Raw genomic sequence first — 24,514 nt, 5'->3', positions numbered from 1 at the left:
GGCATCCGGGGGTGACCGCCGATGACCGCCGGCGTGAGCCGCGACCGACCGGTGTCAGCCACCACCGACCGGTGTCAGCCGAAGCTGATCGGCCCGTTGATGTCCTTGGCCTGGATGACCGGGCCGGTGATACGGGCATTGCCCCCGATGCGATTGTGCACGGCGCCCGGCTCCTCGGCCGCCGCACCGTGCGCACGCAGCCAGGCCGCCAGGTCACGGCCGAACTCGGGGTCCTGACGGGCCCGTTCGACCAGCAGATCGGCCAACTCGCGCAGCCGGGCGCCATCGTCGTACGGAATCACCACCGGCTCCGGATCGGGCGCACCGACCGGTTCGCCCCCGCCCCGCCGCAGCACCCTGCGGACCAGCGCGCCGAAGGACTCCAGGGCTTGCCGCCCGGCCTCGCCGCCCGCGCCAGACACCGCCGCGTTCACCGCCGTGACCAGCGCGCCCGCCGTCATCGGATCCATGGCCCACCCCCTGCCTACCCTCACGCTACCGGCGCGGACGGTCACGGTTCCACCGCTTCCGCGCGGAGGGTGAACCAGACCGTCTTGCCGGTCGGGGTGAGGTCCGTGCCCCAGCCATGGGCGGTCTTGCTCAGCAGGAACATCCCCCGGCCGCTCTCGGAGAGGAAGTCCGGCTCCTTGACCACCGGCAGCGCGGACTCGGTGTCGCTGACCGCCGCCTGGATCCCGTGCGGCAGGTTCTCCAGGGTGAGGACGCATTCGGGAGAGGCCGCGTGCTTGTGGACGTTGGACAGCAGCTCGGTGACGCACATCCCCGCCGCGCTGATCAGCTCCTCGCGCCCCCACAGCCGCAGTCGCGCCCCAACGGCACGGCGGATGTCGGCAAGTATCCGCGGATGGGCACGGAGGCGCAGTTCGTATCGCTGTGAGATGTTCTCAGCCATATGCTCCGGGGCCCCTCCAAAGCACGACGCACTGCCGTGTCGCCTAGCGATCCTGGCCTATGGAACGTCCCACTCGCAATGTTTCGACCCACTCACCCAAGACTGGCATATGCCTGGCTGGTAGGCGTAGTTGGCAATACGACAGACTGGCGACATGTCGTACCAGCCAGTGCCCACCGTTCGGCGCAGGCGCCTGGGCTCCACGCTACGGAAGCTGCGCGCCGAAGCGGGGATGACACTGGACGCGGCGGCCGACGCACTCAATGCGGCTGCGAACGGATCGTCCGATGCCCGTCGCTGGACGGCGCCGAAGCTCTCCCGGATCGAGAACGCCAACGCGACCATCCGCACCACCGAGGTCGACACCCTGCTGAGGGCCTACGCCATCACCGATCCGGGCACCCGCGTAGCCCTGGAGGGACTGGCCAAGGACGCGGGCAAGCGCGGCTGGTGGCAGACCTATCGAGGCGTCGTGGGCCCCGCCTACGCCGACTACATCTCGCTGGAGAGCGACGCGGAGAGCGTCCGCGACTACGCCTCACTGGTCGTCCCCGGCCTGCTCCAGACGGCCGACTACGCCCGCGAGACCATCGCGGCGAACGCCGTGGCCCGCACCGCCTCCGAGGTCGACGCCCTCGCCGAGGTGCGCCTGGCCCGCCAGGGCGTGCTCACCCGCTCCAACCACCCGCTGCGGCTGTGGGCCGTCATCCACGAGGCCGCGCTGCGCCGCCGGTTCACCGACCGGCCCGGCATCATGGCCACTCAGCTGCGGCGGCTGCTGGACGTGGCGGACTGGCCCACGGTCACGCTCCAGGTGATGCCGATCGACGCGGCGCCCAACCCCGGGGACGCGGGAGCGTTCACACTCGTGGCCTTCCCCGGCCCGATGCCGGATGTGGTCACCCAGGAGAACCTGCGCGGCCCCACGTACGTCGAAGGAGTCGACGACGTCAACGTCTTCGCCGACGCCTTCGGCCATATCGTGGACTGCGCGCTGTCCCCGGATGCGACGAAGGCCCTCATCGCTGGTCTGGTAGGAGAAAGAGGGCCCCACATATGAACACCTCTGCAATGACCGCTCATCGCCGCTCCCACTGGCGCAAGTCCTCCCACTCGGTGGGCGAGGGACAGTGCGTCGAGGTCGGCGCGGCCGGCGGCCGCGTACGGCTGCGGGAGAGCGACGACCCCGGCACCGTCCTGACCACCGTGCCGGTGGTGCTCGCCGCCTTCGTCCGGAGCGCGAAGGCGGGCGCGTTCGACGCCTGATCGTGTGACGACGGTGTGGTGCCGCCCCGGGACGGCACCACACCAGCGACGTCAGAACTGGACGTCCGAGCAGGCGTAGAAGGCGTTCGAGGTGTCCGCGATGGTCCATACGGCGAGGATCACGTGTCTGCCGGTCTTACCGCTCGGGATGGTGCCCGAGTGGGAGAGCGTGGACGGCGGACGCTGGCCGTTGTACGGAACGGTCAGGAAGGGCTGGGAGTCCAGGCTCGACCGGGTCAGCTTCTGGCTGGGGTTCCAGCCGTTCTTGGTGATGTAGTACTTGAAGTCCGTGGTCGCGTGGGAGGCCGTGAACCGCCAGTTGAAGGTGTAGCTCTGCCCGGCGGTCAGCTTGGTCGCGGGCCAGTTGCCGCCCCGCGGGTCGTCGAGCTGCGAGAACCGGCTGTTGCCGCCCGCGCAGATCGAACCGTCCGCGGGACCCCCCGAGGGGAAGCCCTTCGGACCCTCGACGCTCTGGGGCTCGTACTGGATGTCGCCGCAGCCCGTCACCGTGCCGTTGGCGCACAGCTTCTGACGGCTGATGGGCGAGTCGGTGTAGCCGTGGCTGGAGGCGCTGCCGCCGGTCGCGAGGACGGAAATGGCCGTGAGACCGATGCCGATGACGGCGGCGCTGATCTTCTTGCGCATGCTTCGCTCCTGAAGACGTGGGGAGTGCTTCGCTGAGCCGTGCACGGCGGTCTAGACCAAGTGTGAGAGTAGCCAGGAGCAATGGTCATGTCCATACCAATGATGCGGGCCCCTTCGTGACCGTTCATCAGCCTTCACGGGAGGGGTACGTCCATGTCCACGATCCTCAGATCCACCATCGGTGCCGCCCTGGCCACCGCGGCCGCCGCGACCGTGTGCGGCACCGGCTGCGACACCGACTCGGGCAACTTCAGCGAGTACGCGGGCCCGGTCATCCTCGCCGAGCTCGACGGCGTGGTCCGCTGGGGCGGGGACGACCGGAAGCCGGACGAATCGCTCTCCTACCTGGTCGTCAGGCCCGGCGACCGGCGCCTGACCGAGGTCGTGGCCAGGCTGGACCGCTGGCGCGAGACGCCGGGCAGCGGTGCGGGCGCCCCCGTCGACGTCCTCGCGTCCAAGCGCCGCACGGCCGCGACGTCCTTGGCCGGCCGCCAGGGCGCGACGTCCTGAGGACGTTCCACGAGCCTGCGTCTTGCCCGCGCCGCCGCCGCTAAGCTGTTCGGATCGGAGGTGGCGGTGGCGGCGCACTCGAATTCGCATACTCATTCGCGCGGGATGACGAACGACATCCAGGAACGCATCAAACGGCTGATCATCGACCAGCGGCTCCCCTCGGGCGCTCCCCTGCCCACCGAGACCGAACTGATGGAGCTGCTGGGCGTCAGCCGCAACTCCGTACGGGAGGCGCTCAAGGCGCTGCAGGCGATGGGGATCGTGGAGATCCGGCACGGCTTCGGGACGTACGTCGGGCCGATGTCCATGGCGCCGATGATCGAGGGGCTGATCTTCCGCACCGTCGCCGGGCACTACCGGGGCGAGGACAGCCTGCTGGAGCTGCTGGAGCTCCGCGAGGCCGTGGAGACGGGGCTGATCGCGCGGCTGGCCGGGCGGATCCCGGAGGCGGATCTCGCCGAGCTGGACGCGATCGTGCGGCGGATGGAGGCGGAGGCGGCGGAGGGCTCGGTACGGGCCGAGACGGACCGGGCGTTTCACGCCGCGCTTTACGGGAGCCTGGACAACTCGCTGCTGGGCGAGGTGCTGGAGGCGTTCTGGGACGCCTTCCACCGGGTGCGTACGGACCTCGTGGACGTACCCACGGATCCGAGGGTCACCTGCAAGCAGCACCGGGAGATCCTGGAGTCGGTCCGCTCGGGAGACACCCTGCGCGCCGAGGAAGCGATCCGCGACCACTTCGGGAACATCCGCACCCGACTGCGTTCGGCCCACCGCGACTGAACGGGCCCCCGCCGCGGGTCCGGATCCATCTTTTCTTCCCGGTGGCCTTCGGCGGGTCGCTCGCCTCTTCCCTCCACTTCAGCCACAGTCGTCCCGCGAGGACCGTTTAGGCACCATTTGCCCCGGCTGCCTCAGCCGCACCGGTCATCGCCTGGCGGTGGACCGTCCGCCAGGAGGAACGGAACACGCAGCCCGCCCTTGGGGGACGATAGAAGTGAAGTACCGACCGAGTCGCCGCACCCGCCGCTTCGGGATCGGTGCGGCGGCTGTCTTCGTGCTGGCCGGGATGAACGGCCCCGCCCTCTACCGTTTCAGCTCGGACAAGTACCACGCGTATAAGATCGACCAACCGGAGTACAAGGCGGAGAACGGCCACTGGGATGTGGTCAATATCCCCGAGGAATACCGGATCAATACGATCCACGCCGCCCTGCTGCACACCGGCAAGGTACTGCTGGTGGCGGGCTCCGGGAACAACGCCAAGAACTTCGCCGCCAAATCCTTCCGCAGCGTCCTGTGGGACCCGGGGAAGAACACCTTCACCAACATTCCCACCCCCAAGGACCTCTTCTGCTCCGGGCACAGCCAGCTCCCGGACGGAAAGCTGCTGGTGGCGGGCGGCACCCAGCGCTACGAGAAGCTCAAGGGCGACGTCGAGAAGGCGGGCGGACTGATGTTCGTCCACAACGAGAGCCCCGACAAGCCGAAGACCCTCCCGGCCGGGACCCGCTTCACGGGGAAGGAGAACGGCAAGACCTTCGAGTCCAAGGATCCGGTTCTCCTCCCGCGCGCGAAGAAGCGCAAGAATCGCAAGGGGAAGGTCACCGTCACCGCGAGCACCGCACGGGTCTATGTGGAGGCGCTGCACAAGGGAAAGAAGTACCAGACCGGCACCGAGGACAATTACCGGATCGCCGGGCTGAAGGGAAAGGACAAGCGGAACTTCTACGGGATCGCGCAGAAGCTCTCGTTCGACAAGAAGGACTTCCAGGGCATCAAGCAGGCGTATGAGTTCGACCCGGAGGCCGAGCGGTACGTCCCGGTCGACCCGATGAACGAGGCCCGCTGGTACCCGACCCTGACCACCCTCCGGGACGGCAAGGTGCTCGCGGTCTCCGGGCTGGACGAGATCGGCCAGGTGGTGCCGGGGAAGAACGAGATCTACGACCCCAAGACCAAGAAGTGGAAGTACCTGCCCAAGAAGCGCTTCTTCCCGACCTACCCCGCACTGTTCCTGACCGACAAGGGCCGGATCTTCTACACCGGCTCCAACGCCGGATACGGCCCGGACGACAAGGGCCGCACGCCCGGCGTCTGGGACCTGAAGACCAATCGGTTCGATGTGGTCCCGGGCATCAGCGCCCCGGACGAGCTGGAGACGTCGATGTCGGTGCTGCTGCCGCCCGCGCAGGACCAGCGGTACATGGTGCAGGGCGGCGGCGGGGTCGGCGAGGACCCCACCTCCACGGCGAAGACCCGGATCGTCGATCTCCACGCCGATAAGCCGCGGTTCCGCAATGGCCCGGAACTGTACGCGAAGGTGCGCTATCCGAGCAGTGTGATCCTGCCCGACGACACCGTGCTGACCACGAACGGCTCGGGCGACTACCGGGGCCGCGGCGCCACCAATGTGCTGAAGGCCGAGCTCTACAGCCCGAAGAGCAACACCGCGCGTGCGGTGGCCGACCCCCTGGTGGGCCGCAACTACCACTCGGGCGCGCTGCTGCTGCCGGACGGCCGGGTCATGACCTTCGGCTCGGACTCGCTCTTCGCCGACAAGGCCAACACCAGGCCGGGCGAGTTCCAGCAGCAGATCGACCTCTACACCCCGCCGTACCTCTTCCGCGACTCCCGTCCGAAGCTCGCCGACAGCGCGCCCAGGGCGGTCAAGCTCGGCGGGAAGACCACCTACCGGACCTCGCGCGCCTCGGCGATCATCAAGATGCGGCTGATCCGGCCCGGCTCCTTCACCCATGTGACCAACGTTGAGCAGCGGTCGATCGCGCTTGACTTCACCCGGACGAAGGGCCGGGTGACGGTGACCCTGCCGAAGGACCCGTCCCTGGTGCCGCCGGGGTGGTACATGCTCAACGCCGTGGATGACCGGGGGACGCCGTCGAAGGCGGCGTGGGTGAAGGTGCCGGTGCGCGCCCCGAAGAAGAAGTGACGGCCACTCAACTGCCGGCCAGCTCCCGCCAAGACAGCCAGGCCAGGACAGCCAGCCCTGGCTAGCTGTCCTTACGGTCGGCGTTACGGGCGAGATCGAGCGCGTACCGGGGCCACCACCGACCCGCGGTGGGACCGCCCTTGCAGGTGCCGTCCGACTCGCCCGGACGCTTGATCCACAGATAGGCGTCGACCCGCTTGTCCCCGGTGTCGACGGTCGGCCTCTCGCCCAGCGCCCGGCCCTTCGGATTGCACCACGCCTGTGGGTCGTCCTTCCCCGGGGCCGGGCCATTGCCGTTACGGCTGGTGTCGATCACGAAGGGCTTGCCGCCGGTCAGCGCGGACAGCCGCTTGCCGTACGCCAGGTTCTCCTGGGTGGTCTGGTAGTTGGAGGTGTTCAGCGCGAAGCCGTCGGCCTTACGGATACCGGCGCGCTTCAGCGGCTCGACCATCCGCCGCGGGTCCTTGATCCAGTGGGGGTTCCCGGCGTCCAGATAGACCTTGGTGCGCGGCAGCCCCGTGAGCTTGTCCACAGCGCCGGTCAGTAAGTCGTACCGCTCCTCGTGGAACCGCTTGGGCGTACAGCCGTCCACCACATGCGGCAGCGCGTCGGGCTCCAGGATGACCGTGGCCCGGCGGTGGCCGATCCCCCGGACCGCCCTGTCCAGCCATCTGCGATAGGCGCCGCCGTCGGCCGCGCCGCCCTTGGAGTACTGCCCGCAGTCGCGGTGCGGGATGTTGTAGAAGACCAGCAGCGCGTCCCGGTTCACCTGGTCCGCGGCCGCGGTGAACCCCTGCGCCTGCCCCTCCGGGTCGTCCACCCCCAGCCACTCGGCGACGGGCTGCTGCGCGATCTCCTCTATCAGCCTGGCCTCGCCGTCGTCGCCCTTCTTCCGGTACGCCGCGAGCTGGCGCGCCGCGCTGCCGTTCGGATTCACCCAATAGGGGATCGTGGCCTTGGGCCGCTGCTTGGGCTGCCCGGCGAGCGAGGCGTGGTCGCTGTCCCCCTCCGAGGCCCCGAAGCACCCGGAGACCGCGACACACGACAGGAGCGCCCCCGCGACGGAGACCACCCGGATACGGCCGCGCGCGCTGGCGTCGGTACGGGCGGCGTCACGCGAACGCCCGGCGCAACTGCCGTACATCCACTCCCCCTTGGGCACACACCCCGGGGTCCACACGACGCTCCCCCGACGGGACAAGACCGGTCGAATCAATCCTTACACACCACTCCGGACCACCATGCCCTCATCCACAACTCACCCGGCTTTTCGCCCGTACGCCCGCATCAGGCCGCACCCCGGGCGGGAGTGCCGCTAGTGCGGCGCGTTGCGGCCGCCCGCCGACACATTGCCGGAAGAGCCCGTCGTGCCGGTCAGATAGGCCGAGACGACGACGTTCGCCGAGTACGTCCGGGTCGAGCGGTCGTATGTGCCCCCGCATGTGATCAGCCGCAGCTCCGCGCGGTCATGGGACCGCGACCCGTACACCCGTCGTGGGTCGAAGTGCTTCTCCGGTACCACCTCGACGTCCTCGACCGTGAACTCCGCCGTCGTCCCGTCCGATCGCGCGACCCGCACCCGCTCCCCCCGCTTGAGGTCGCCCAGCCCGTGGAAGACCGCCGGCTCGCTCTTGGTGTCCAGGTGGCCGACCAGCAGGGCGGCTCCCGGGGAGCCGGGTTCGGGGCCCGCGCGGTACCAGCCGACCGTGCCGGGGGCGCTGAAGGGCGGCGGCTGCACCGCCCCGTCGCGGTCCAGGTCGCTGGCGACGACCGGTGCGCGGACCCCCGCCGCCTCGATCACGACCCGCTTCGGCCGGGCGGAGGCCAGCGGCGCGTGCGCCGGGGGCAGCGGATGGGCGGACGGCCGCCCGACCGCGGCCACGTCCCCGGTCATGGGCGCCGGGCCCCCCGTCCCCTCCGTCGTGTCCCGGCCCCACATCCACAGGCCCAGCAGCAGCGCCGCCCAGGCGAGTCCGATGGCCAGCCGGCCGAGGCCGGAGAGGCGATGCGCGATCCCGTCCATGTTTCCGCCATTTCCGCCATTTCCGCCACTTCTGTCCAATTCGGCACCCAGATCCATGGCGATCAGCCCGCGGTACGGGAGGGGTGGCGGCGGCGGTGGACCGCGAGGCCGCCGACGGCCACGGCCGTACCGCCCGAGAGCACCAGGCCGTACGCCTCCGCACCGCCGAAGTCATCGCGTGGCCGCGCCTCGTCAGGCGCGGTGCCGCCCCCGCCCGCGCGGACGGGGGCGACGGGCGAGGGCGGGCGCTCCACGGCGAGGGCGACCCCTTTCGCGCCGTCCCGCCCGTCCCCGCCCGCGCAGTCCAGGGTGACCCGGTGCGCACCTTCGGCCGCCGTCGAGCGGATCGTCGCCTCGCTGAAGAGCGCGTCCCCCTCGGGCGTCAGCTCCGCGTCGTCCACGAACACCGGAGACGAGGCGGTGGCCACCCGGTCCGGGCAGCCAAAGGCCCAGACCTCGACCTCGGCACCGGGGGCGAGGGCCCGCGGACTGATCCGGATCGTGGTGGTGGCGGAGTGGCGCTGGTCGGCGAGGGCCGGAGCGGCGGCCGACGCCACCGCGACGGCGGCGCATGCTGCGGTACAGAGAGTGAGTGCGACAACGCGCATGGTGAAACCTCCGATACCAAGAGGCTCACGCGCCCGGCAGGGCGCCGCATCCGCTGCGGGCGCCTACTGCGCCATCCGGGGCACGGGCACACCGGCCGCCGGTCATGCCAGCGCTCACCGGCCGGTCAGGCGATGCGCTCCACGAGGTCCGCGATGGAGTCGACGACCGTGGACGGGCGGTATGGATACCGGTCCACCTCGCCCGCCCTGGTGACCCCGGTGAGCACCAGGAAGGTCTCCATACCGGCCTCCAGCCCGGCCCGCACATCCGTGTCCATCCGGTCGCCGATCATCGCGCTGGACTCGGAGTGGGCGCCGATCGCGTTCAGCCCGGACCGCATCATCAGCGGATTGGGCTTGCCGACGAAGTAGGGCTCGCGGCCGGTCGCCTTGGTGATCAGCGCGGCCACGGAGCCGGTGGCGGGCAGCGCGCCCTCCGCGGAGGGGCCGATCTCATCGGGGTTGGTGGCGATGAACCGCGCCCCGTCGTTGATCAGCCGGATGGCCTTGGTGAGCGCCTCGAAGCTGTACGTACGGGTCTCGCCGAGCACCACATAGTCGGGCTCGACATCCGTAAGGACGTAGCCGATGTCGTGCAGCGCGGTGGTCAGCCCCGCCTCCCCGATGACATACGCGGTGCCGCCGGGGCGCTGCTCGTCCAGGAACTGGGCGCTGGCCAGCGCCGACGTCCAGATGTTCGTCACCGGCACGTCGAGCCCGATCCGGGACAGCCGGGCGTGGAGGTCGCGGGGGGTGTAGATGGAGTTGTTGGTGAGCACCAGGAACGGCGTGTCCGAGTCACGCAGCCGCTTGATGAAGGCGTCGGCACCGGGCACCGGTATGCCCTCGTGCATCAGCACACCGTCCATGTCGGTGAGCCATGACTCGATCGGCTTGCGCTCTGCCACTGGTTGCTCTCCGCTCGGAATCGGCCTCTGGCGACGACCTCAGCCTAACCGGGGAAAGTGCTGGGGAGGCCGCCCTGTGTTCCGGAGCACGGTCCGTTCGCCGTCCGTTCGCGGCCCGTCCCAGCGCGACAGATCCGCACAGGTGTCTGATCCTGGGGAGGGGGCGGAATCCGCCCCTCCGTGGAACGAGCCGGACCGTGAGGCCGGACCGTAAGGAGGCCACGATGGGCATGATGGACAAGCTCAAGGACGCGATCAGCAAGAACCCGGACAAGGCCCGGAAGGGCGCTCGTAAGGGGGCCGAGACCGCGGACAAGAAGACCGGCGGCAAGTACTCGGAGCAGATCGAGTCCGGCTCGGACAAGGTCGACGACGAACTGCGCCGCCGGGGCGAAGGGCCCCGGGGCCAGTAGTTCGTACGTGCGCCGGAACGTGCGCCGGATGTGACGGTGTCGGGGTGTCAGGGCGTCAGACCCTCGATCGCCGGGACTTCACCACGAGGACGGTTCCGCAGGTCACGAGCGCGGCGCTGATGACGCCGAGCCCCGCGAGCAGGGCGGTGTGACGGCCCGTCGCGGCGAGTTCGGGCATCCGCTCGTGCTGGCGCTCGTGGCCGCCGCCCTCCTGGTGATGGCCGTCGCTGCCGGTGCCGGTGCCGGTACCGGTGCTGGGCTCGGTCTGGGGCTCGCGTCCGGGGTCGGATTCGGTGGGGTCGGTCCCGGTGCCCAGGTCGGATTCGGCGCCAGGGTCGTCGGTTTCCATGCCCAGCTCGGTGTCGGTGCCGAGGTCGGTGCCGGGGTCGGTCTCCGTACCGAGGTCGGTGTCGGTGTCCAGGCCCTCGTCGAGGCCGGTCCCCGTGTCCGTACCCGCATCGGCGTCCGCGCTTGAGTCCGCCCCGAGGTCGGTGTCCACGTCCGCGCCGACATCCGCGCCCGACTCGGCATCCGTATCGGCATCCGTATCGGCATCCGTATCGGCGTCCGTCTGCGTGTCCGCGTCAACGTCGCTGTCGGCGCCGGGCGGCACCGCGGCCGGGCTGCCGCTCTCCTTACGGGTCGTGCCGGGGCTTCTCGTGGCGCTCGGCTTCCGGCTCGGCGAGGCCGAGGCGGTCTCCTCGGAGGTTCGGCTCGGAGTGGCCGTGGGAGCGGGCTCCGTCCCGGTGTCCGTAAGCCCGCCGGAACGCGTGGCCGCCCTCGTACGCGTTCCGGCGTCCGGGCCCGTGGTGCCGGTGGCGGTACCGGTGCCCGGAGTACCGGCGTCCACACCCGCACTCGTACCCGACCCCGTAGCCGCCCCCGTCCCGCCGATGCGGAAGGCGTAGTCGTTCGACTGCCCCACCCAGTCGCCGTCGTCCGCGTGCCGCTGTACGGCGATCGCGTTGGCCGTCACCGGCCCCTCGGGCGCGTCCGCGGTGAAGCGCGTGCGCACCTGGACGTCGACGGTCTTGTGCGCGGGCACGGTGAAGCCCTTGAAGTGGTCCTCGAAGACCCCGATGTTCTCGTCCTCGTCCGTGGTCCGGAAGGAGACGGTCCGCCAGGTGGCGCCGCCGTCCGCGGAGGGGTCAAGGAACTGGAAGCCGATATGGCGCGGCCGCAGTTGACGGGCCTGGTCGACCAGGACGGCGATGGGGTGGATGGCGCGGCAGCCGGTGTCCGTGGCGTTGCGCAGTTCGAGGTGCCAGCCGCGCCAGCCGCCGCCCAGGGCGTACTGGTCGGGCCCGCCGCGCAGATGGGCTTCGATCGGGAAGTCGGAGGCGTTCCGGTCCCCGCAGGCGGCGGGCTCGGCCTCGGCGGCGTACGCCGGGACCCCATAGAGGGCCGGGGCGAACGCGAGCGCGGCCGCCGGAAGGACAGCTCGTAGGGACAGTGCGGTGGGCAAGCGCATGAGTGACCTCTGCTGTGCTGCGGTTTTCCCCGAGCGCTCCGCTACATTCCGCGTCCGCACGCCGACACACCGCACCAGGCCCGGATTGCCCCCGACTGGCGGTCAGAATCCCCTCGATCAGCCCAGTGCGAACAGCGGCGCGAGCACCAGCCGGGCGGCGCCCTCGACGACGGCCCGCTCGCCCCGCTCCACGACGTCCACGGAGACCGGGGGGCGGCTGGCGCGGTCGGAGTCCTCGGCGATCATCGCGGCCACACCGCGGACGTACGGCCCGGGGTCGGCCAGCACCATCCGGCCGCCCAGGAGCACCCGGTCGATGTCGAGGAGCCGTACGAGGTTGGTCGCGCCGACGCCCAGCAGCCGCGCGGCGTCCTTACGGTCGCCACGCGCGACGGCGGCGAGGCACAGCGCCTCCAGGCAGCCGTTGTTACCGCAGTCGCAGGGCGGCCCGTCGAGCTGTATCACCTGGTGCCCGAACTCGCCCGCGTCGGTCCGGGCCCCCCGGTACACGGCCCCGCCGAGCACCAGACCGGCGCCCAGGCCGGTGCCCAGGTGGAGATACGCGGCCGACTCGGCGGTCCCGGCGGTCACCAGCCCGAGCGCCGCGGCGTTGGTGTCCTTGTCGAGGACGACGGGGAGGGCGAGCCGTTCGGCGAGGGCGTCGCGCAGCGGGAAACCGTCCCACTGGGGGAAGCCGGTGACGCGGTGCAGCACACCGGAGCCGTGGTCGAGCGGTCCGGGCGCGGCGACCCCGACGCCGAGCAGCCCACCGCCCGCCACCACGCCGCCTGCCGCCGCTACGCCACCCGCCGCGGTGCCCCCGCCCACCACGCCGCTGGCCGCCGCGTCCGCCAGCAGCGCCCTGACCTCGGCCGTGGCCGCCGCAAGCGCGTTCTCCGCGGGCGCCCCGAAGTCGAAGGGGGCCGAGCGGGCCGCGACCGAGGTGCCCGCGAGGTCGACCAGGACCGCCGTCACCTCGTCGCGGTCGAGCTGGAGCCCGATCGCATGGCGGGCGTCCGGGACCAGCCGGAGCGCGGTGGGCGGTTTGCCGCCGGTCGAGGCGCGCTGACCGGCCTCCGCCAGCAGCCCCTCCGCCCTCAGCCGGGCCGTGATCTTGCTGACGGCCTGAGGGGTGAGGCCGGTGCGCCCGGCCAGCTCCGGCCGGCTGACGCCGCCCTCGCCCGCGTCCCGCAGCAGTCGCAGGACGAGTGCGGCGTTATGGCTGCGTAGGGCGGTCAGATTGGCTCCGGGCCCGGCCGCTCCGGACATCGTGCTGTTCACCCCTCCATTGTGGGCACCGCTTGCACTTTGGCAACACTGTTGCCAAAGTGGCTCTATGGATGCCACCGATGACAGCAGCAGCACCGCCCGAGTGGGACTGATCGGCTACGGCCTGGCCGGATCCGTCTTCCACGCCCCCTTGATCGCGGCCACCGAGGGGCTGGCCCTCGACACCATCGTCACGTCCAGCCCGGAGCGGCAGCAGCAGGCGCGCGCCGAGTTCCCCGATGTCCGGCTCGTGGACTCCGCCGATGAGCTGTGGGCGCGGGCGGACGAGCTGGACCTGATCGTCATCGCCTCCCCGAACCGCACCCATGTCCCGCTCGCCCGCGCCGCCCTCGAAGCCGGGCTGCCGACCGTCGTGGACAAGCCGCTGGCCGCGACCGCCGCCCAGGCCGAGGAGCTGGCCGCGCTCGCCGGGGCCCGCGGGCTGCTGCTGACCGTCTTCCAGAACCGCCGCTGGGACAATGACTTCCTCACCCTCCGCAAGCTGCTCGCCGAGGGCGCCCTGGGCGAGGTGCTGCGCTTCGAGTCCCGCTTCGAGCGGTGGCGGCCGCAGCTCAAGGGCGGCTGGCGGGAGTCCGGCGACCCGGCCGAGGTCGGCGGGCTGCTGTACGACCTGGGCAGCCATCTGGTCGACCAGGCGCTCACCCTCTTCGGCCCGGTCGAGTCCGTCTACGCCGAGGCCGATGTGCGCCGCCCCGGGGCGCGGGCCGACGACGACACCTTCATCGCCCTCACCCACACCGGCGGCGTCCGCTCCCATCTGTGGATGAGCGCGACCACCGCCCAGCTCGGCCCGCGCTTCCGGGTGCTGGGCAGCGAGTCGGGCTATGTGAAGTACGGCCTCGACCCGCAGGAGGCCGCCCTGCGGGACGGGCTGCGCCCCGGCGAGCCGTCCGTCGAATGGGGCGCCGAGCCGGAGGGCGACTGGGGCCGACTGGGCGCGGGAGAGTCCCCGACGACCGGCGGCGGCGTGCCGGTGGAGACCCTTCGGGGCGACTACCCCGCGTACTACGCCGCCGTGGCCGCCGCCCTCCGCGACGGCACCCCGCCGCCGGTCACCGCGGCCGAGGCCGCGGCCGCCCTGCGGGTGCTGGAGGCGGCCCGGGTGGCGGCGGCGGAGCGCCGCACCGTCCGGATCGAGGTCCCCGCATGAGCGAGCACACGGACGCGATGTCGCAGGTGGCAGAGTTGGAGGAGCAGGAACGCCGGCTGCGGCTGCCGCGCTTCGGCAACGACGACGCCTGGCGGCTGGGCTGCCTCATCGCCGACCTGGCCCAGGAGCGCGGCGCCGCCGTGACGATCGGCGTCCAGCGGGCCGGTCAGCGCCTCTTCCACCGCGCGCTGCCGGGCACTTCGCCGGACAACGACGCCTGGCTGGAGCGCAAGTGCCGGGTCGTGGAGCGCTACGGGGCGAGCTCGTTCCTGGTCGGCACCCGCTTCCGCGCCAAGGGCAGCAGCTTCGAGGAGTCCTCGCGCCTCGACCCCGACCGGTACGCGGCGCACGGGGGCGCCTTTCCGATCCATGTGACGGGCACGGGCGTCATCGGCGCGGTCGCGGTCTCGGGGCTGCCGCAGGCCGAGGACCACGCGCTGGTGGTGGAGGCGCTGGAGCGCTATCTGTCGACGGCCGGGGCCTGACGCCGGGTTCCCGGGGTGAAGGGGCCCCGGCGGGCCCCGTTCGCCCCGCGTCAGGCGTCTTCGCACCCGCGTCACGCGTCTTCGCCCCGCGTCAGGCGTCCTTGAACTCCTGGCGCTGGCGGCCCAGTCCGTCGATCTCGAGCTCGACGACGTCGCCGGCGCGCAGGTACGGCTTGGGCTCGGGGCGGCCCATGGCCACGCCCGCCGGGGTGCCGGTGTTGATGACATCGCCGGGGTAGAGGGTCATGAACTGGCTGAGGTAGCGGACCACATGGGCCACGCCGAAGATCTGGTCCGCCGTGCTGCCGTTCTGCTGGAGCTCGCCGTTGACCCAGAGGCGCAGGCCCAGGGCCTGCGGGTCGGGGACCTCGTCGGCGGTGACCAGCCAGGGGCCCAGGGGGTTGAACGTCTCGCAGTTCTTGCCCTTGTCCCACTGGCCGCCGCGCTCGATCTGGAAGGCGCGCTCGGAGACGTCGTGGGCCATCGCATAGCCCGCGACCGAGGCGAGGGCGGCCTCGTCGGAGTCGAGGTAGCGGGCGGTGCGGCCGATGACGATGGCGAGCTCGACCTCCCAGTCGGTCTTCACGCTGCCGCGCGGGACGAGGACCGTGTCCTCGGGGCCGACGACCGTGTCCGGGGCCTTCATGAAGACGATGGGCTCTTCGGGGATGCTCGCGCCGGTCTCGGTGGCGTGGTCGTGGTAGTTCAGCCCGATGCACACGATCTTGCCGATACGGCCGAGCGGCGGGCCGATCCGCACCCCGCCGTCCTCGATCGCGGGCAGCGCGTCGCCCCCGTCGGCCGCCGCCGCGCGCACCCGCGCGAGGGCGGCGCCATCGGCGAGGAGGGCGCCGTCGATGTCCGGGACCAGGGCGGACAGATCGCGCAGGGTGCCGTTCTGATCGAGCAGCGCGGGGCGTTCCGCGCCCGCCGGTCCCACTCGCAGCAGTTTCATCCCAAGACTCCCGAGGTCGCAGGCCGGTGCGAGGCGCCTACCGGCCGATCGATCCTCCCTTCAGGGACATCCAGCCCGCAAGACCTCGTTCACGGACTGGGACAACGGTCTCAAGGGTGACCGCCGTCTCACGGATGGCCGCGGTCACCCGTGAGACGGCGGCCGGTGTCGTCGTCAGCGGTGCAGCAGGGCGCGCTCCACCGCCGTCCAGGTGGTGCTGGTCGCCAGGTAGAGCGCCGCCGCCAGCGGGACCACGGCGGCGGTGACGAGGGTCCCGAACGACAGCAGCGGCAGCACCCGGGCCATTCCGGGCGCCCCGGGGACGATCGCCTTACGGGCGCGGAGATACGTCCAGGTGGCCACGGCCGCGATCAGCGCGAAGAGCCCGAGGTAGACCAGCCCGGGCCCACCGCTGAGCACTCCGCCCCAGTGGGCACCGAGCGGGGCCCCGGCGAGCGTGTGGCCGAGGAGGTCTCCGGCGCCGCTGCCGGTGGAGAACAGGTGGTACATGAGGAAGAAGACCGGGAGCTGGACGAGGGTCGGCAGGCACCCCGCGAGCGGTGATGCGCCCTCCTTCGTCTGGAGCTCCGCCATGGCGCGCCGCATCCGCTCCGGGTCGTTCCGATGCTTGCGGCCCAGTTCGGTGATCTTCGGCGCGAGCGCGGCCCGGGCCTTCTCGCCGCGCACCGCGGCCCGGGCGAGGGGATGCAGCGCGGCGCGGACGCACAGCGTGAACAGGACGATCGCGGCCGCCGCCGCGGACGCGCCGAAGAGCGGATCGAGGCCGTCCGCCATGGTGGTCAACAGGGAGCCGAGGGAAGAGAAAAGGGACATGGGAGCCCTCCGCGGGTCTCGTCGTGCCGGAGTGAGAAACATCGGCGTGACGAGCCGCGTGGCGCGGCCATACGGATCCCGGAGCTTCCGGGGCCCCGCCCCGGATCCCGCCCCTCGACTGCCGGAGAGGCTGGAAGCACGCCGTACGGAGGAGGTACGCCGTACAGCGATGGGAAGCGATAGGGATCCGGTGGGGATGCGCCTACGCGGCCGTCGGCAGGCGACGGCCTGGTGCTCGGGGCCTCGGGCGTCCGGCGGCATCGGGATCCCGCTGCGGCAGGAACGCCGTACGGCGCTCCCGGTCCCGTATCGCGGTGCGAATCCGCCCCGCGGGGACGGGTATTCGGCCGCGGGAGGCGAGGATCGCGCACAGGGCCAGCGCGGCGGCCACGGTGGTCGTGGTCGCTACGGTGGCGGCGAGGGCGACGGCGCTGACCACACCGCTCTGCGCCAGCAGGACCCCGGTCAGCAGGAACAGGCAGACGCCCAGATGCGCCCACAGCGCTTCGAGTCGTCGCGACACCGTCACGCCCCCTTCCCGGCCGGTCTCCCTTCCTGGCTCCGCCAGTCTAATGGCCCCCTCCGACATCCCGTGGGGCGGCCGTCCTCAGCCGGGCCCAGACCACCAGGCGGTAGCGGGAGGTGAATTCGGGGGTGCAGGTCGTCAGCGTGAGGTAGTAACCCGGCTCGGTGTAGCGGTATCGGGGGTGGGCGGAGCTGTACGGCACCCGCGCGATCACCGTGCCGTCGGCGGGCGAGGTGCGCGGCAGGGTGCGCTCGATCACATACGTGTAGCGGGCGTCGGCGGTGTCGATGCGCACGGTGTCGCCCGGGCGCACCTCGTCCAACTGCCGGAAGGGCTCGCCGTGGGTGTTGCGGTGGCCCGCGAGGGCGGCGTTCCCCGCCCGGCCAGGCTGGGCGGTGCGCGGATAGTGGCCCACATAGCCCTTGTTGAGCACCGCCGCGCGGCTGATGCCCTCGGCGATGGGCACCGTAAGGCCGATACGCGGGATCCGGAGCACCGCGTACGCCTGGTCCTGGCGCGGCCCTTGAGGCCCGGTCCCGGTCCCGGTCCCGGTCGACGGATCATGGCCGCGGTCGCGACCGCCTCCGCCCCCCGGAGCGGAGTCGGAGGATCCGGCCGCCCCCGGCGTCGGCGTCGCGGACTCCTCGGCCCCGTCCTGCCACCGCCGTTCCAGCACCGACACCTCGTGCCGTGCGCCCGCCCGCGCCTGCCGGTTGGTCCACCACAGCTGGTGGACGACGAAGAGCAGCACCACGACCCCGAGGGTGACGGCGAGTTCAGCGGCCGTCCACAGCCCCCGGGCGAGCACGGCACGCCCTCCACGACGTCGCACGCGCGCACCATAGGCCAGACCGCGTGCACCTTCCAGAGCCGTGGCGCGGCGATCCGCCCGCCGTCACGAACCGACTGACCACCCAGTCGCCCGTGACCTAACCGCCCGTCACCCGCGCACTATCCGCCCAGCGCCCGCGAGACCGTATAGATGACCAGCCCGGCCAGGGCACCCACCACCGTGCCGTTGATCCGGATGAACTGCAGATCCCGGCCGATGTGTGCCTCGATCTTCCGCGAGGTGTGGCCCGCGTCCCAGCTCGCCACCGTCTCGGTGATCAGCGAGGTGATCTCGTCCCGATACGTCCGCACCACATAGACGGCGGCGTCCTCCAGCCAGCCGTCGATCTTGTCCCGCAGCCGTCGGTCCGTCACCATCCGCCTGCCCAGGGACAGAATCGCCGCCCGCGCCCGCTGCCGCAGCTCGCTGCGCTCGTCCTCGGCCGCCGCGACGATCATCGCCCGCACCGAGGCCCAGGCCGAGGCGATGAGGTCCTGGACGTCACCGCGCCCCAGCACCTCGCTCTTCACCCGTTCCACCCGCAGCCGGGTGTCGGTGTCGGACTGCAGGTCCCCGGCGAAGTCGGTGAGGAAGCGGTCCAGGGCGCCGCGCGCCGGATGGTCCGGCATATCGCGCATCTCGGTGACGAAGCGCAGCAGTTCCTTGTAGACGCGCTCGCCGACCTTGCGGTCCACGAACCGCGGCGTCCAGCCCGGGGCGCCGCCGGTCACCGCGTGCATCACCGAGTCGTTGTGCTCCACCAGCCAGTCGTGGGCGCGCAGGCACACCAGGTCAACGGCGCGGTGGTGGCCGCCGTCCGCGACCACCCGCTCCAGCAGCTTGCCCAGGCCCGGCGCGATCTCCTGGCTGTCGGCCCGGCGGGTGATCGCCTCGCCCACCACCGCCTGCACATCGGAGTCGCGCAGCACCGTGAGCGCGCCGCGCAGCGCGGTGGCCAGTTCGGCGGTCACCCGGTCGGCGTGCTCGGGCTCGGCGAGCCAGGTGCCGAGCCGACTGCCGATGCCGACCGCGCGCAGCCGCATCCGTACGACGTCGCCGGAGAGGAAGTTCTCCCCGACGAACTCCCCCAGGCTGACCCCGAGCTGGTCCTTCTTGGTGGGGATGATCGCCGTATGGGGGATGGGCAGCCCCATGGGCCGCCGGAAGAGCGCGGTGACCGCGAACCAGTCGGCCAGGGCGCCCACCATGCCCGCCTCCGCGGCCGCCGCCACATAGCCGGGCCAGCCGCCGATGCCGGAGGACCGCGCCCAGGTGGCGAGCACGTACACCAGTGCGACGCCGAGCAGTAGTCCGGTGGCGAACGCCTTCATCCGGCGTACCCCGCGCCGCCGTTCCGCGTCGAGGGGGTTGTCCGTGACGAAGGGCACAGCCGTGCCCCGGGGCGGCGGAGCCGCCGTCTCACCAGTCGTTCTTCGCTCCATACGCTCCACCTGGTCGGCCCGTCTCCCCCCGCATTGTCTCTTTCCGGTCTCGGTCGCCCATGAGTGGAACGAACGGTGAGTTCCCGTCGTCTGTCTGGGGGAGCGACCCAGCGCATTGGGGGGAGGCCGACGGGCGGAGCCGGGTCCGACCATGGGATCATGGGAGACCGACCGGACCGCATCGGCTTTGCCGGATACCACCCGCCGTTCCCGTCCACTTCCGGAGCCTCGGGCTCCGTCTGCCCGAGGAGACAACCCGCCCATGAGCGTGCCCCCAATGCCCAGACGCACGGGGTATGCCCTGCTCGCCGCGCTGGCGGCCGTGGTGGTCCTCGTCTCCACCGCGATATTCATCGGGCTCGGTGGCGACGAGGACGGTTCGGACCCCCGGGCGCAGGGGGCCCGCGGCTCGGCCGCCCCGGCCTCGGCCGGTGCCTGGGTGGGCACCTGGTCGTCCTCGGCCGCCGCCGCCGAGCCGAGGCCGCTGCGCGGCAGCCTCTCGGGCATGTCGATACGGAACGTGGTGCACACCAGCATCGGCGGCACCAGCACCCGGATCCAGCTCTCGAACTTCTACAGCAGCCGTCCGCTGACGATCACGCATGCCTCGGTGGCGCTGGCCGCGGCGCCCAGCAACCCCACCGCGGCCGCGGGCACCATGCGCCGTCTCACCTTCGACAACCGCACCTGGCTGACGATCCCGCCCGGTAAGGCGGCCACCAGCGACCCGGTGCGGCTCGCCGTCCCGGACGCGGCCGATCTGCTGGTCACCACCTACACCCCGCGGGCGGCCGGGTCCGTGACCTACCATCCGCACGCCCGCCAGACGTCGTACATGGCGCGTGGCGACCGTACGGAGGACACGGCGGGCGCCGCCTACACCCAGCAGAGCCCGTACTGGCGCTATCTGACCGGCGTGGACGTGTGGTCCAAGCAGGCCGAGGGCGCGGTCGCGGTGCTGGGCGACTCGATCACCGACGGCATCACGTCCACGGCCGGGGCCAACCACCGGTGGACCGACTTCCTCTCCGAGCGGCTGCGCAGCGAGCCCGGGGCGCCCCGGTTCGGCGTGCTCAACCAGGGCATCAGCGGGAACCGCGTACTCAGCGACGGCACGCAGTTCCCGCCCAACAACCCCAGCGGGCTGTCCCGCTTCGACCGCGACGTACTGTCCCGTACGGGCGTCAAGGCCGTGATCATCGAGCTGGGCGTCAACGACATACTCCGCATCCCCCATCAGACCGACCCCAAGCGGATCGTGTGGGGTCTGAAGCGGCTGACCGAGCAGGCCCACGCCCGTGGTCTGCGGGTCATCGGAGCCACCCTGACGCCCTTCTACGGGCACCGCGGCTACACCCCCCGGCTGGACGCCGTGCGCGAGCAGGTCAACGCGCGGATCCGCGCCGGGCAGGTCTTCGACGAGGTCGTGGACTTCGACAAGGCGCTGCGCGACCCGATCAGCCCGCTGCGGCTGCGCCCCGTCTTCGACTCGGGCGACCATCTGCACCCCAGCGACAACGGCTACCGCGCGATGGCGCGGGCGCTGGACCTGGACCACCTGCGGGGCCGCGCGGCAGCCGAGCTCTAGAGGACCCGGCACCCCACCTACCGTTGCCTCTCCCCTGCCCGCCCCTTCCCGCTCCCAGGGGCCCCGCCCCTGGACCCCCGGGAGCTGGGGCGGAGTGCCAGTTGTGGGGAGGGGCGGGGTGGGGAGCGGACTCGCCGGGGTCTAGTCCTCTCGGCGGCGGTCCTTCTCCAGGGACGGCCGTCGCTCCCCGCGGCGTTCCTCACGCCGTGCGCTCCGCAGTTCCCGGCGTTCTGCGCGCACTTCCTCCCGGCGCTCGGCCCTCAGTCGGCGGCGCTCCTCCTTCATGCGCCGGTGCTCCTCCTTGCGGAGCTTGCGCTCGACGCTGACCCCGCCGAAGATCGCGAGGCCGGTGACGGTCACCCGGGGGCCGGTGGGATCCCCGTCGGCGGAACCGGTGTGGTCGAAACCGCCCATGAGACCGATGCCGTTGACATGCGTCTCCAGGTCCGGCGGGACGGTGATCTCCACCCCGCCCATGAGGGCGAAGCAGCGGATCACCACGTCGCGGCCCTCGAACCGGGCCTCGCGCAGATCGATCTCACCGCCGCCCATGAGGGCGAAGGCGGTGAAGGAACGCGGAGCGGTCCAGGTCCCCTTGCGCTGGAAGCCGCCCATGATCGCCACGGCCCACTTCGAGGTCGGGGCGAAGCCGATCCGCTCGGACCAGCCGGTGCGGTCGGCGGGGGACGGCGGGGCCGGGGCGGCGCTGCCGGGCACCGGGAGGTCCCGTACCAGCGGCTCCAGCTCGCCATGGGTGCGCGCCGCGTAGGCCGCGCTCAGCCGCTCCTCGAACTCCTCCATGTCCAGGCGGCCTTCGGCGACCGCTTCGCGGAGGACCTCGGCGATCCGGTCACGCTCGGCGTCCGAAGCCCGCATCGCGGCCGGGTCCGGGAGGTCGGGGCTCGCTCCCTGGGAAGCACCAGCACTTGTCATACGGACAGACTAATGGTGGGCATCGGCCCTGGCCCCACTCCCACACCGTGCCCTCGCCGCTCCCGCACACCGTGCCCCACCCGCTCTCACGGAGTCCGCCCCACCCCGTCCTCCGCCCCGTGCAGCATCCGCGCGATGACGTCCTCGATCTCGGGCTCGCGCACCGAGAGGTCCACCAGCGGACAGCCGTCGGCGACCGCCGCGACGATCGGCGCCGCGCTGCTGGTCGCCGGGAACGCCAGCCACTGCCGGGGCCCCTCGACCCGCACCGTGCGGGCGCCGGGCACCTCGATGGGCGGCAGTTCCCGCTCCAGGTCGACCACGAGGGTGCGCTCGCTCTCCCCCACCGCGTGCAGCCCGTCCAGCCCGCCGTCGTACACCAGCCGACCGTGGTCGATGACCATCACCCGCTTGCACAGCAGCTCGATATCGGTCAGGTCGTGGGTGGTGAGCAGCACCGTGGTGCCCTGCTCCGCGTTCACATCGCGCAGGAACTCCCGCACCTTCGCCTTGCTGACCACATCGAGCCCGATCGTCGGCTCGTCGAGGTAGAGCACCTCGGGGTCGTGCAGCAGGGCGGCCGCGATGTCGCCGCGCATCCGCTGGCCGAGCGAGAGCTGACGCACCGGCACGTCCAACAGCGCGCCGAGGTTGAGCAGTTCCACACAGCGGTCCAGGTTGTGCCGGTAGCGGTCGTCGGGGATCCGGTACATCCGCCGCACCAGCGCGTACGAGTCGCGCAGCGGCAGATCCCACCACAGGGTGGTGCGCTGCCCGAAGACCACCCCGATCCGGCGCGCAAGCCTCGTCCGCTCCCTGGAGGGGTCGATTCCGGCGACCCTGAGCCGTCCGCCGCTGGGCACCAGGATCCCGGTCAGCATCTTGATGGTGGTGGACTTCCCGGCGCCGTTCGGGCCGATGTAGCCCACCATCTCGCCGCGCGGCACCCGGAAGCTGATGCCGTCGACGGCCCGCACCTCGCGGCGCTCACGGCGCATCAGCCCGGCCTTGCGCCGCACCTGGAACACCTTCTCGACGCCGTCGAGCTCGATCAGGTCGTCCACCGGACCGTCCATGGCGCTCCTCGTGCCATTCGCCACGGCATCCCCGCCGCCATTCCCCACGGCCATCCCCTCAACTCCCCGTGCTCTGATACGCCCGCAGCCCCGCCCGCCACGCCAACCCCGCCACCGCACAGCAGCCGCACGCGACCAGCGGCGCCGCGAAGCCGGTCCAGGCCGGGAGCCCCAGCGGAGCGGGGCGGCCCAGGATGTGCAGCGCCGGGAGCCAGTTGACGAAGGCCAGCGGGATGACGAAGGTGACGCCCCGCAGCAGCTCCTTGCCGAAGACCGTCGGCGGGTACTCCAGCAGCGTGGTCCCGCCGAAGGTGAAGGCGTTCTGCACCTCGGAGGCGTCCTTGGCCCAGAACTGGAAGGCGCCGCCGAGCACGAACAGCGCCCCGAAGATGGCGCCCCCGCTCAGCAGCATCACCGGCATCAGCAGCACCCGGTCCACCGTCCAGTCGATGTCCAGCCGGGCCAGCGACCAGCCGAGCAGCACCGCGCCCTGGGTGATCCGGCCCAGCCGCCGCAGCGCGAAGCGGTCGGCGGCCACCTGGGCGAGTATCGGCACCGGCCGCACCAGCAGGGTGTCCAACGTGCCGTCGCGCACCCGCTGGCCCAGCCGGCCCGTGCTGCCCAGCACGAGATCGGCGAGGCCGAAGGCGACGCTGGTGGTGCCGTAGAGGAAGGCGACCTCGTCCAGGGTGTAGCCGCCCAGTTCCCCGATGTGGGTGAACATCAGCACGATCGCCACGAAGTCCAGCCCGGTGGCGAGGAAGTTCCCCAGCGTCATGATCAGGAACGATGTGCGGTACGCCATCGTGGAGCGCACCCACATCCCGACGATCAGGCCGTAGGCCCGGAGCCCGTTGAACACGGCGGACTCAGCCACCCTGGACCACCACCTTCCGGGTCGCCACCGCTTGGAGCGCCCGCCCGGCCGCCAGCAGCGCCACCGCCCACCCCGCCTGGAAGGCGAAGGCCGCCAGCAGCCCCGAGCCTCGGTGCTCCTCCAGGAAGACATCGGCGGGCACCTGGAGCATCGCCGCCCAGGGCAGCGCGCGGGCGATAACGCCCAGCTGCCCGGGGAAGACGTTGAGCGGCAGGATCATCCCGGAGAAGAACAGGCACAGCAGCCCGCTCAGCATGGAGAGCCCCGTCCCGTCGAGCAGCCAGAAGGAGGCGAGCGACACCAGGTAGCGCACCGCGAAGCCGACGCACACCGCGAGCGCCACGGCCAGCAGGAACCACGCCCACGTCAACGGCGAGACGGGCATGCGGAGTTCGAAGACCAGCGCCCCGACCGCCATCGGCACCACGCCGCGCCCCAGCAGCTGGAACAGCGCCCGGCCGAGCTCGGCGGACAGCCACCAGGTCTGGAGGTCGACGGGGCGGTAGAGGTCCACGGCGATGTCACCGGAGCGGATCCGCTCCTGCAACTCCTCCTCGAAGCCGCCGCCCAGCAGCCCGACGGCCGCCAGCAGCGCCTGGCCGAGCCAGACGAAGGTGAGCGCCTGGGCGAGGTCATAGCCGCCGAGGTGCGGCCGCTCGTCCCACAGCGCGGCGTAGGTGTACGCGAGGATGAAACCGAAGACCGTGTTGGTGAAGACCCCGGCCACCGTGGCGACCCGATACGTCGCGTAGCGTTTGAACCCGCTGACCGCGACGGCCGCGTACAGCCGCATCCGACCGTGCCTCCCTCCCCGAC

Annotated in this window: 27 protein-coding genes; 9 read left to right on the top strand and 18 right to left on the bottom strand. The window is 71.7% G+C overall.

Going from position 1 to position 24,514, the window contains the following annotated elements:
* Positions 1 to 74: 74 nt before the first annotated feature.
* Positions 75 to 470 carry a hypothetical protein gene (locus VT50_RS06805; RefSeq protein ID WP_046083939.1) on the bottom strand — a complete coding sequence of 132 codons (396 nt, stop codon included), beginning with the start codon at positions 468 to 470 and terminating at the stop codon, positions 75 to 77.
* Positions 471 to 511: 41 nt separating this feature from the next.
* Positions 512 to 913: an ATP-binding protein gene (locus VT50_RS06800; RefSeq protein WP_046083940.1), complete on the bottom strand. Its 402-nt coding sequence runs from the start codon at positions 911 to 913 to the stop codon at positions 512 to 514.
* Positions 914 to 1,067: 154 nt separating this feature from the next.
* On the opposite strand from VT50_RS06800, the gene VT50_RS06795 reads away from it, so the two are divergent.
* Both VT50_RS06795 and VT50_RS06790 read left to right on the top strand, forming a co-directional pair.
* On the top strand, positions 1,068 to 1,973 hold the full coding sequence (locus VT50_RS06795; RefSeq protein WP_046083941.1) for a DUF5753 domain-containing protein: 906 nt from the start codon (positions 1,068 to 1,070) through the stop codon (positions 1,971 to 1,973).
* A complete protein-coding gene (locus VT50_RS06790) occupies positions 1,970 to 2,179 on the top strand; it encodes a DUF397 domain-containing protein (RefSeq protein ID WP_046083942.1) in 210 nt (69 codons plus the stop codon). Before VT50_RS06795 ends, VT50_RS06790 begins: the two co-directional genes overlap by 4 nt.
* Before the next feature lie 51 nt (positions 2,180 to 2,230).
* Here the strand turns inward: VT50_RS06790 and VT50_RS06785 are convergent, their stop codons facing one another.
* Positions 2,231 to 2,824 (bottom strand): lytic polysaccharide monooxygenase auxiliary activity family 9 protein, encoded by a 594-nt coding sequence (locus VT50_RS06785; RefSeq protein WP_046083943.1) that lies wholly within the window; start codon positions 2,822 to 2,824, stop codon positions 2,231 to 2,233.
* Between the two features lie 153 nt (positions 2,825 to 2,977).
* Here VT50_RS06785 and VT50_RS06780 point away from each other — a divergent pair, with 153 nt between their 5' ends.
* The 3 genes from VT50_RS06780 to glxA all read left to right on the top strand — a co-directional run bounded on the left by VT50_RS06780 (position 2,978) and on the right by glxA (position 6,287).
* Entirely contained in the window at positions 2,978 to 3,334 is a 357-nt protein-coding gene (locus VT50_RS06780; RefSeq protein WP_046083944.1) for a hypothetical protein, read from the top strand.
* A 105-nt stretch (positions 3,335 to 3,439) separates the two neighbouring features.
* Positions 3,440 to 4,120 carry a FadR/GntR family transcriptional regulator gene (locus VT50_RS06775; protein WP_046083945.1) on the top strand — a complete coding sequence of 227 codons (681 nt, stop codon included), beginning with the start codon at positions 3,440 to 3,442 and terminating at the stop codon, positions 4,118 to 4,120.
* Positions 4,121 to 4,334: 214 nt separating this feature from the next.
* Positions 4,335 to 6,287, top strand: coding sequence for a radical copper oxidase GlxA (gene glxA / locus VT50_RS06770; protein WP_046083946.1), 1,953 nt, complete (start codon positions 4,335 to 4,337; stop codon positions 6,285 to 6,287).
* A 61-nt stretch (positions 6,288 to 6,348) separates the two neighbouring features.
* Here glxA and VT50_RS06765 read toward each other — a convergent pair whose 3' ends face one another.
* From VT50_RS06765 to VT50_RS06750, 4 genes are all read right to left on the bottom strand, one after another.
* Positions 6,349 to 7,431, bottom strand: coding sequence for a glycoside hydrolase family 6 protein (locus VT50_RS06765; RefSeq protein ID WP_046083947.1), 1,083 nt, complete (start codon positions 7,429 to 7,431; stop codon positions 6,349 to 6,351).
* 171 nt (positions 7,432 to 7,602) lie between these two features.
* On the bottom strand, positions 7,603 to 8,310 hold the full coding sequence (locus VT50_RS06760) for a class F sortase (RefSeq protein ID WP_046083948.1): 708 nt from the start codon (positions 8,308 to 8,310) through the stop codon (positions 7,603 to 7,605).
* A gap of 62 nt (positions 8,311 to 8,372) precedes the next feature.
* The gene (locus VT50_RS06755) at positions 8,373 to 8,918 is read right to left on the bottom strand and encodes a hypothetical protein (RefSeq protein WP_046083949.1); all 546 of its coding nucleotides are present in this window, start codon (positions 8,916 to 8,918) and stop codon (positions 8,373 to 8,375) included.
* Positions 8,919 to 9,043: 125 nt separating this feature from the next.
* The gene (locus VT50_RS06750) at positions 9,044 to 9,826 is read right to left on the bottom strand and encodes an HAD-IIA family hydrolase (protein ID WP_046083950.1); all 783 of its coding nucleotides are present in this window, start codon (positions 9,824 to 9,826) and stop codon (positions 9,044 to 9,046) included.
* A 224-nt stretch (positions 9,827 to 10,050) separates the two neighbouring features.
* Between VT50_RS06750 and VT50_RS06745 the strand changes: the two genes are divergently transcribed.
* The gene (locus VT50_RS06745) at positions 10,051 to 10,239 is read left to right on the top strand and encodes an antitoxin (protein ID WP_046083951.1); all 189 of its coding nucleotides are present in this window, start codon (positions 10,051 to 10,053) and stop codon (positions 10,237 to 10,239) included.
* A gap of 55 nt (positions 10,240 to 10,294) precedes the next feature.
* Here VT50_RS06745 and VT50_RS40930 read toward each other — a convergent pair whose 3' ends face one another.
* On the bottom strand, positions 10,295 to 11,710 hold the full coding sequence (locus tag VT50_RS40930) for a hypothetical protein (RefSeq protein WP_053048390.1): 1,416 nt from the start codon (positions 11,708 to 11,710) through the stop codon (positions 10,295 to 10,297).
* Positions 11,711 to 11,827: 117 nt separating this feature from the next.
* Entirely contained in the window at positions 11,828 to 12,979 is a 1,152-nt protein-coding gene (locus VT50_RS06725) for an ROK family transcriptional regulator (protein ID WP_046083952.1), read from the bottom strand.
* Positions 12,980 to 13,046: 67 nt separating this feature from the next.
* On the opposite strand from VT50_RS06725, the gene VT50_RS06720 reads away from it, so the two are divergent.
* The gene (locus tag VT50_RS06720; RefSeq protein WP_046083953.1) at positions 13,047 to 14,150 is read left to right on the top strand and encodes a Gfo/Idh/MocA family oxidoreductase; all 1,104 of its coding nucleotides are present in this window, start codon (positions 13,047 to 13,049) and stop codon (positions 14,148 to 14,150) included.
* A complete protein-coding gene (locus VT50_RS06715) occupies positions 14,147 to 14,635 on the top strand; it encodes a heme-degrading domain-containing protein (protein ID WP_046083954.1) in 489 nt (162 codons plus the stop codon). The genes VT50_RS06720 and VT50_RS06715 overlap by 4 nt, the downstream gene beginning before the upstream one ends.
* 91 nt (positions 14,636 to 14,726) lie before the next feature.
* Here VT50_RS06715 and VT50_RS06710 read toward each other — a convergent pair whose 3' ends face one another.
* From VT50_RS06710 to VT50_RS06690, 5 genes are all read right to left on the bottom strand, one after another.
* A complete protein-coding gene (locus VT50_RS06710; RefSeq protein ID WP_046083955.1) occupies positions 14,727 to 15,590 on the bottom strand; it encodes a fumarylacetoacetate hydrolase family protein in 864 nt (287 codons plus the stop codon).
* Positions 15,591 to 15,764: 174 nt separating this feature from the next.
* Positions 15,765 to 16,424 (bottom strand): YidC/Oxa1 family membrane protein insertase, encoded by a 660-nt coding sequence (locus tag VT50_RS06705; RefSeq protein ID WP_046083956.1) that lies wholly within the window; start codon positions 16,422 to 16,424, stop codon positions 15,765 to 15,767.
* Positions 16,425 to 16,626: 202 nt separating this feature from the next.
* Positions 16,627 to 16,947, bottom strand: coding sequence for a DUF6412 domain-containing protein (locus VT50_RS06700; RefSeq protein WP_046083977.1), 321 nt, complete (start codon positions 16,945 to 16,947; stop codon positions 16,627 to 16,629).
* A gap of 46 nt (positions 16,948 to 16,993) precedes the next feature.
* Positions 16,994 to 17,782, bottom strand: a complete 789-nt coding sequence (locus tag VT50_RS06695) for a class E sortase (RefSeq protein WP_046083957.1) — start codon at positions 17,780 to 17,782, stop codon at positions 16,994 to 16,996.
* 119 nt (positions 17,783 to 17,901) lie between these two features.
* Entirely contained in the window at positions 17,902 to 19,224 is a 1,323-nt protein-coding gene (locus tag VT50_RS06690) for a DUF445 domain-containing protein (protein WP_046083958.1), read from the bottom strand.
* A gap of 277 nt (positions 19,225 to 19,501) precedes the next feature.
* On the opposite strand from VT50_RS06690, the gene VT50_RS06685 reads away from it, so the two are divergent.
* Entirely contained in the window at positions 19,502 to 20,812 is a 1,311-nt protein-coding gene (locus VT50_RS06685) for an SGNH/GDSL hydrolase family protein (RefSeq protein ID WP_046083959.1), read from the top strand.
* A gap of 141 nt (positions 20,813 to 20,953) precedes the next feature.
* Here the strand turns inward: VT50_RS06685 and VT50_RS06680 are convergent, their stop codons facing one another.
* The 4 genes from VT50_RS06680 to VT50_RS06665 all read right to left on the bottom strand — a co-directional run bounded on the left by VT50_RS06680 (position 20,954) and on the right by VT50_RS06665 (position 24,491).
* Positions 20,954 to 21,745 carry a DUF1707 SHOCT-like domain-containing protein gene (locus VT50_RS06680; RefSeq protein ID WP_063893160.1) on the bottom strand — a complete coding sequence of 264 codons (792 nt, stop codon included), beginning with the start codon at positions 21,743 to 21,745 and terminating at the stop codon, positions 20,954 to 20,956.
* An 86-nt stretch (positions 21,746 to 21,831) separates the two neighbouring features.
* Complete coding sequence (locus VT50_RS06675; protein ID WP_206269356.1) at positions 21,832 to 22,821, bottom strand: ABC transporter ATP-binding protein; 990 nt, start codon at positions 22,819 to 22,821, stop codon at positions 21,832 to 21,834.
* A 58-nt stretch (positions 22,822 to 22,879) separates the two neighbouring features.
* Positions 22,880 to 23,644, bottom strand: coding sequence for an ABC transporter permease (locus tag VT50_RS06670; protein WP_240529069.1), 765 nt, complete (start codon positions 23,642 to 23,644; stop codon positions 22,880 to 22,882).
* Positions 23,645 to 23,690: 46 nt separating this feature from the next.
* On the bottom strand, positions 23,691 to 24,491 hold the full coding sequence (locus VT50_RS06665; RefSeq protein ID WP_046083962.1) for an ABC transporter permease: 801 nt from the start codon (positions 24,489 to 24,491) through the stop codon (positions 23,691 to 23,693).
* Positions 24,492 to 24,514: the final 23 nt, after the last annotated feature.

This window comes from Streptomyces antioxidans, from assembly GCF_000968685.2.
In the GTDB taxonomy this organism is placed as follows: Bacteria; Actinomycetota; Actinomycetes; order Streptomycetales; family Streptomycetaceae; genus Streptomyces; species Streptomyces antioxidans.
The sequence above is the reverse complement of the archived record's forward strand: the minus strand, read 5'-3'. Positions and strand labels throughout refer to the sequence as shown.

What these genes read in the sequence shown, in the direction of transcription:
- VT50_RS06805 (WP_046083939.1), bottom strand. Translation starts at nt 470, where the DNA reads ATGGATCCGATGACGGCGGGCGCGCTGGTCACGGCGGTGAACGCGGCG.
- VT50_RS06800 (WP_046083940.1), bottom strand. Translation starts at nt 913, where the DNA reads ATGGCTGAGAACATCTCACAGCGATACGAACTGCGCCTCCGTGCCCAT.
- VT50_RS06795 (WP_046083941.1), top strand. Translation starts at nt 1,068, where the DNA reads ATGTCGTACCAGCCAGTGCCCACCGTTCGGCGCAGGCGCCTGGGCTCC.
- VT50_RS06790 (WP_046083942.1), top strand. Translation starts at nt 1,970, where the DNA reads ATGAACACCTCTGCAATGACCGCTCATCGCCGCTCCCACTGGCGCAAG.
- VT50_RS06785 (WP_046083943.1), bottom strand. Translation starts at nt 2,824, where the DNA reads ATGCGCAAGAAGATCAGCGCCGCCGTCATCGGCATCGGTCTCACGGCC.
- VT50_RS06780 (WP_046083944.1), top strand. Translation starts at nt 2,978, where the DNA reads ATGTCCACGATCCTCAGATCCACCATCGGTGCCGCCCTGGCCACCGCG.
- VT50_RS06775 (WP_046083945.1), top strand. Translation starts at nt 3,440, where the DNA reads ATGACGAACGACATCCAGGAACGCATCAAACGGCTGATCATCGACCAG.
- VT50_RS06765 (WP_046083947.1), bottom strand. Translation starts at nt 7,431, where the DNA reads ATGTACGGCAGTTGCGCCGGGCGTTCGCGTGACGCCGCCCGTACCGAC.
- VT50_RS06760 (WP_046083948.1), bottom strand. Translation starts at nt 8,310, where the DNA reads ATGGACGGGATCGCGCATCGCCTCTCCGGCCTCGGCCGGCTGGCCATC.
- VT50_RS06755 (WP_046083949.1), bottom strand. Translation starts at nt 8,918, where the DNA reads ATGCGCGTTGTCGCACTCACTCTCTGTACCGCAGCATGCGCCGCCGTC.
- VT50_RS06745 (WP_046083951.1), top strand. Translation starts at nt 10,051, where the DNA reads ATGGGCATGATGGACAAGCTCAAGGACGCGATCAGCAAGAACCCGGAC.
- VT50_RS40930 (WP_053048390.1), bottom strand. Translation starts at nt 11,710, where the DNA reads ATGCGCTTGCCCACCGCACTGTCCCTACGAGCTGTCCTTCCGGCGGCC.
- VT50_RS06725 (WP_046083952.1), bottom strand. Translation starts at nt 12,979, where the DNA reads ATGTCCGGAGCGGCCGGGCCCGGAGCCAATCTGACCGCCCTACGCAGC.
- VT50_RS06720 (WP_046083953.1), top strand. Translation starts at nt 13,047, where the DNA reads ATGGATGCCACCGATGACAGCAGCAGCACCGCCCGAGTGGGACTGATC.
- VT50_RS06715 (WP_046083954.1), top strand. Translation starts at nt 14,147, where the DNA reads ATGAGCGAGCACACGGACGCGATGTCGCAGGTGGCAGAGTTGGAGGAG.
- VT50_RS06710 (WP_046083955.1), bottom strand. Translation starts at nt 15,590, where the DNA reads ATGAAACTGCTGCGAGTGGGACCGGCGGGCGCGGAACGCCCCGCGCTG.
- VT50_RS06705 (WP_046083956.1), bottom strand. Translation starts at nt 16,424, where the DNA reads ATGTCCCTTTTCTCTTCCCTCGGCTCCCTGTTGACCACCATGGCGGAC.
- VT50_RS06690 (WP_046083958.1), bottom strand. Translation starts at nt 19,224, where the DNA reads ATGGAGCGAAGAACGACTGGTGAGACGGCGGCTCCGCCGCCCCGGGGC.
- VT50_RS06685 (WP_046083959.1), top strand. Translation starts at nt 19,502, where the DNA reads ATGCCCAGACGCACGGGGTATGCCCTGCTCGCCGCGCTGGCGGCCGTG.
- VT50_RS06680 (WP_063893160.1), bottom strand. Translation starts at nt 21,745, where the DNA reads ATGACAAGTGCTGGTGCTTCCCAGGGAGCGAGCCCCGACCTCCCGGAC.
- VT50_RS06675 (WP_206269356.1), bottom strand. Translation starts at nt 22,821, where the DNA reads ATGGACGGTCCGGTGGACGACCTGATCGAGCTCGACGGCGTCGAGAAG.
- VT50_RS06670 (WP_240529069.1), bottom strand. Translation starts at nt 23,644, where the DNA reads ATGTGGGTGCGCTCCACGATGGCGTACCGCACATCGTTCCTGATCATG.
- VT50_RS06665 (WP_046083962.1), bottom strand. Translation starts at nt 24,491, where the DNA reads ATGCGGCTGTACGCGGCCGTCGCGGTCAGCGGGTTCAAACGCTACGCG.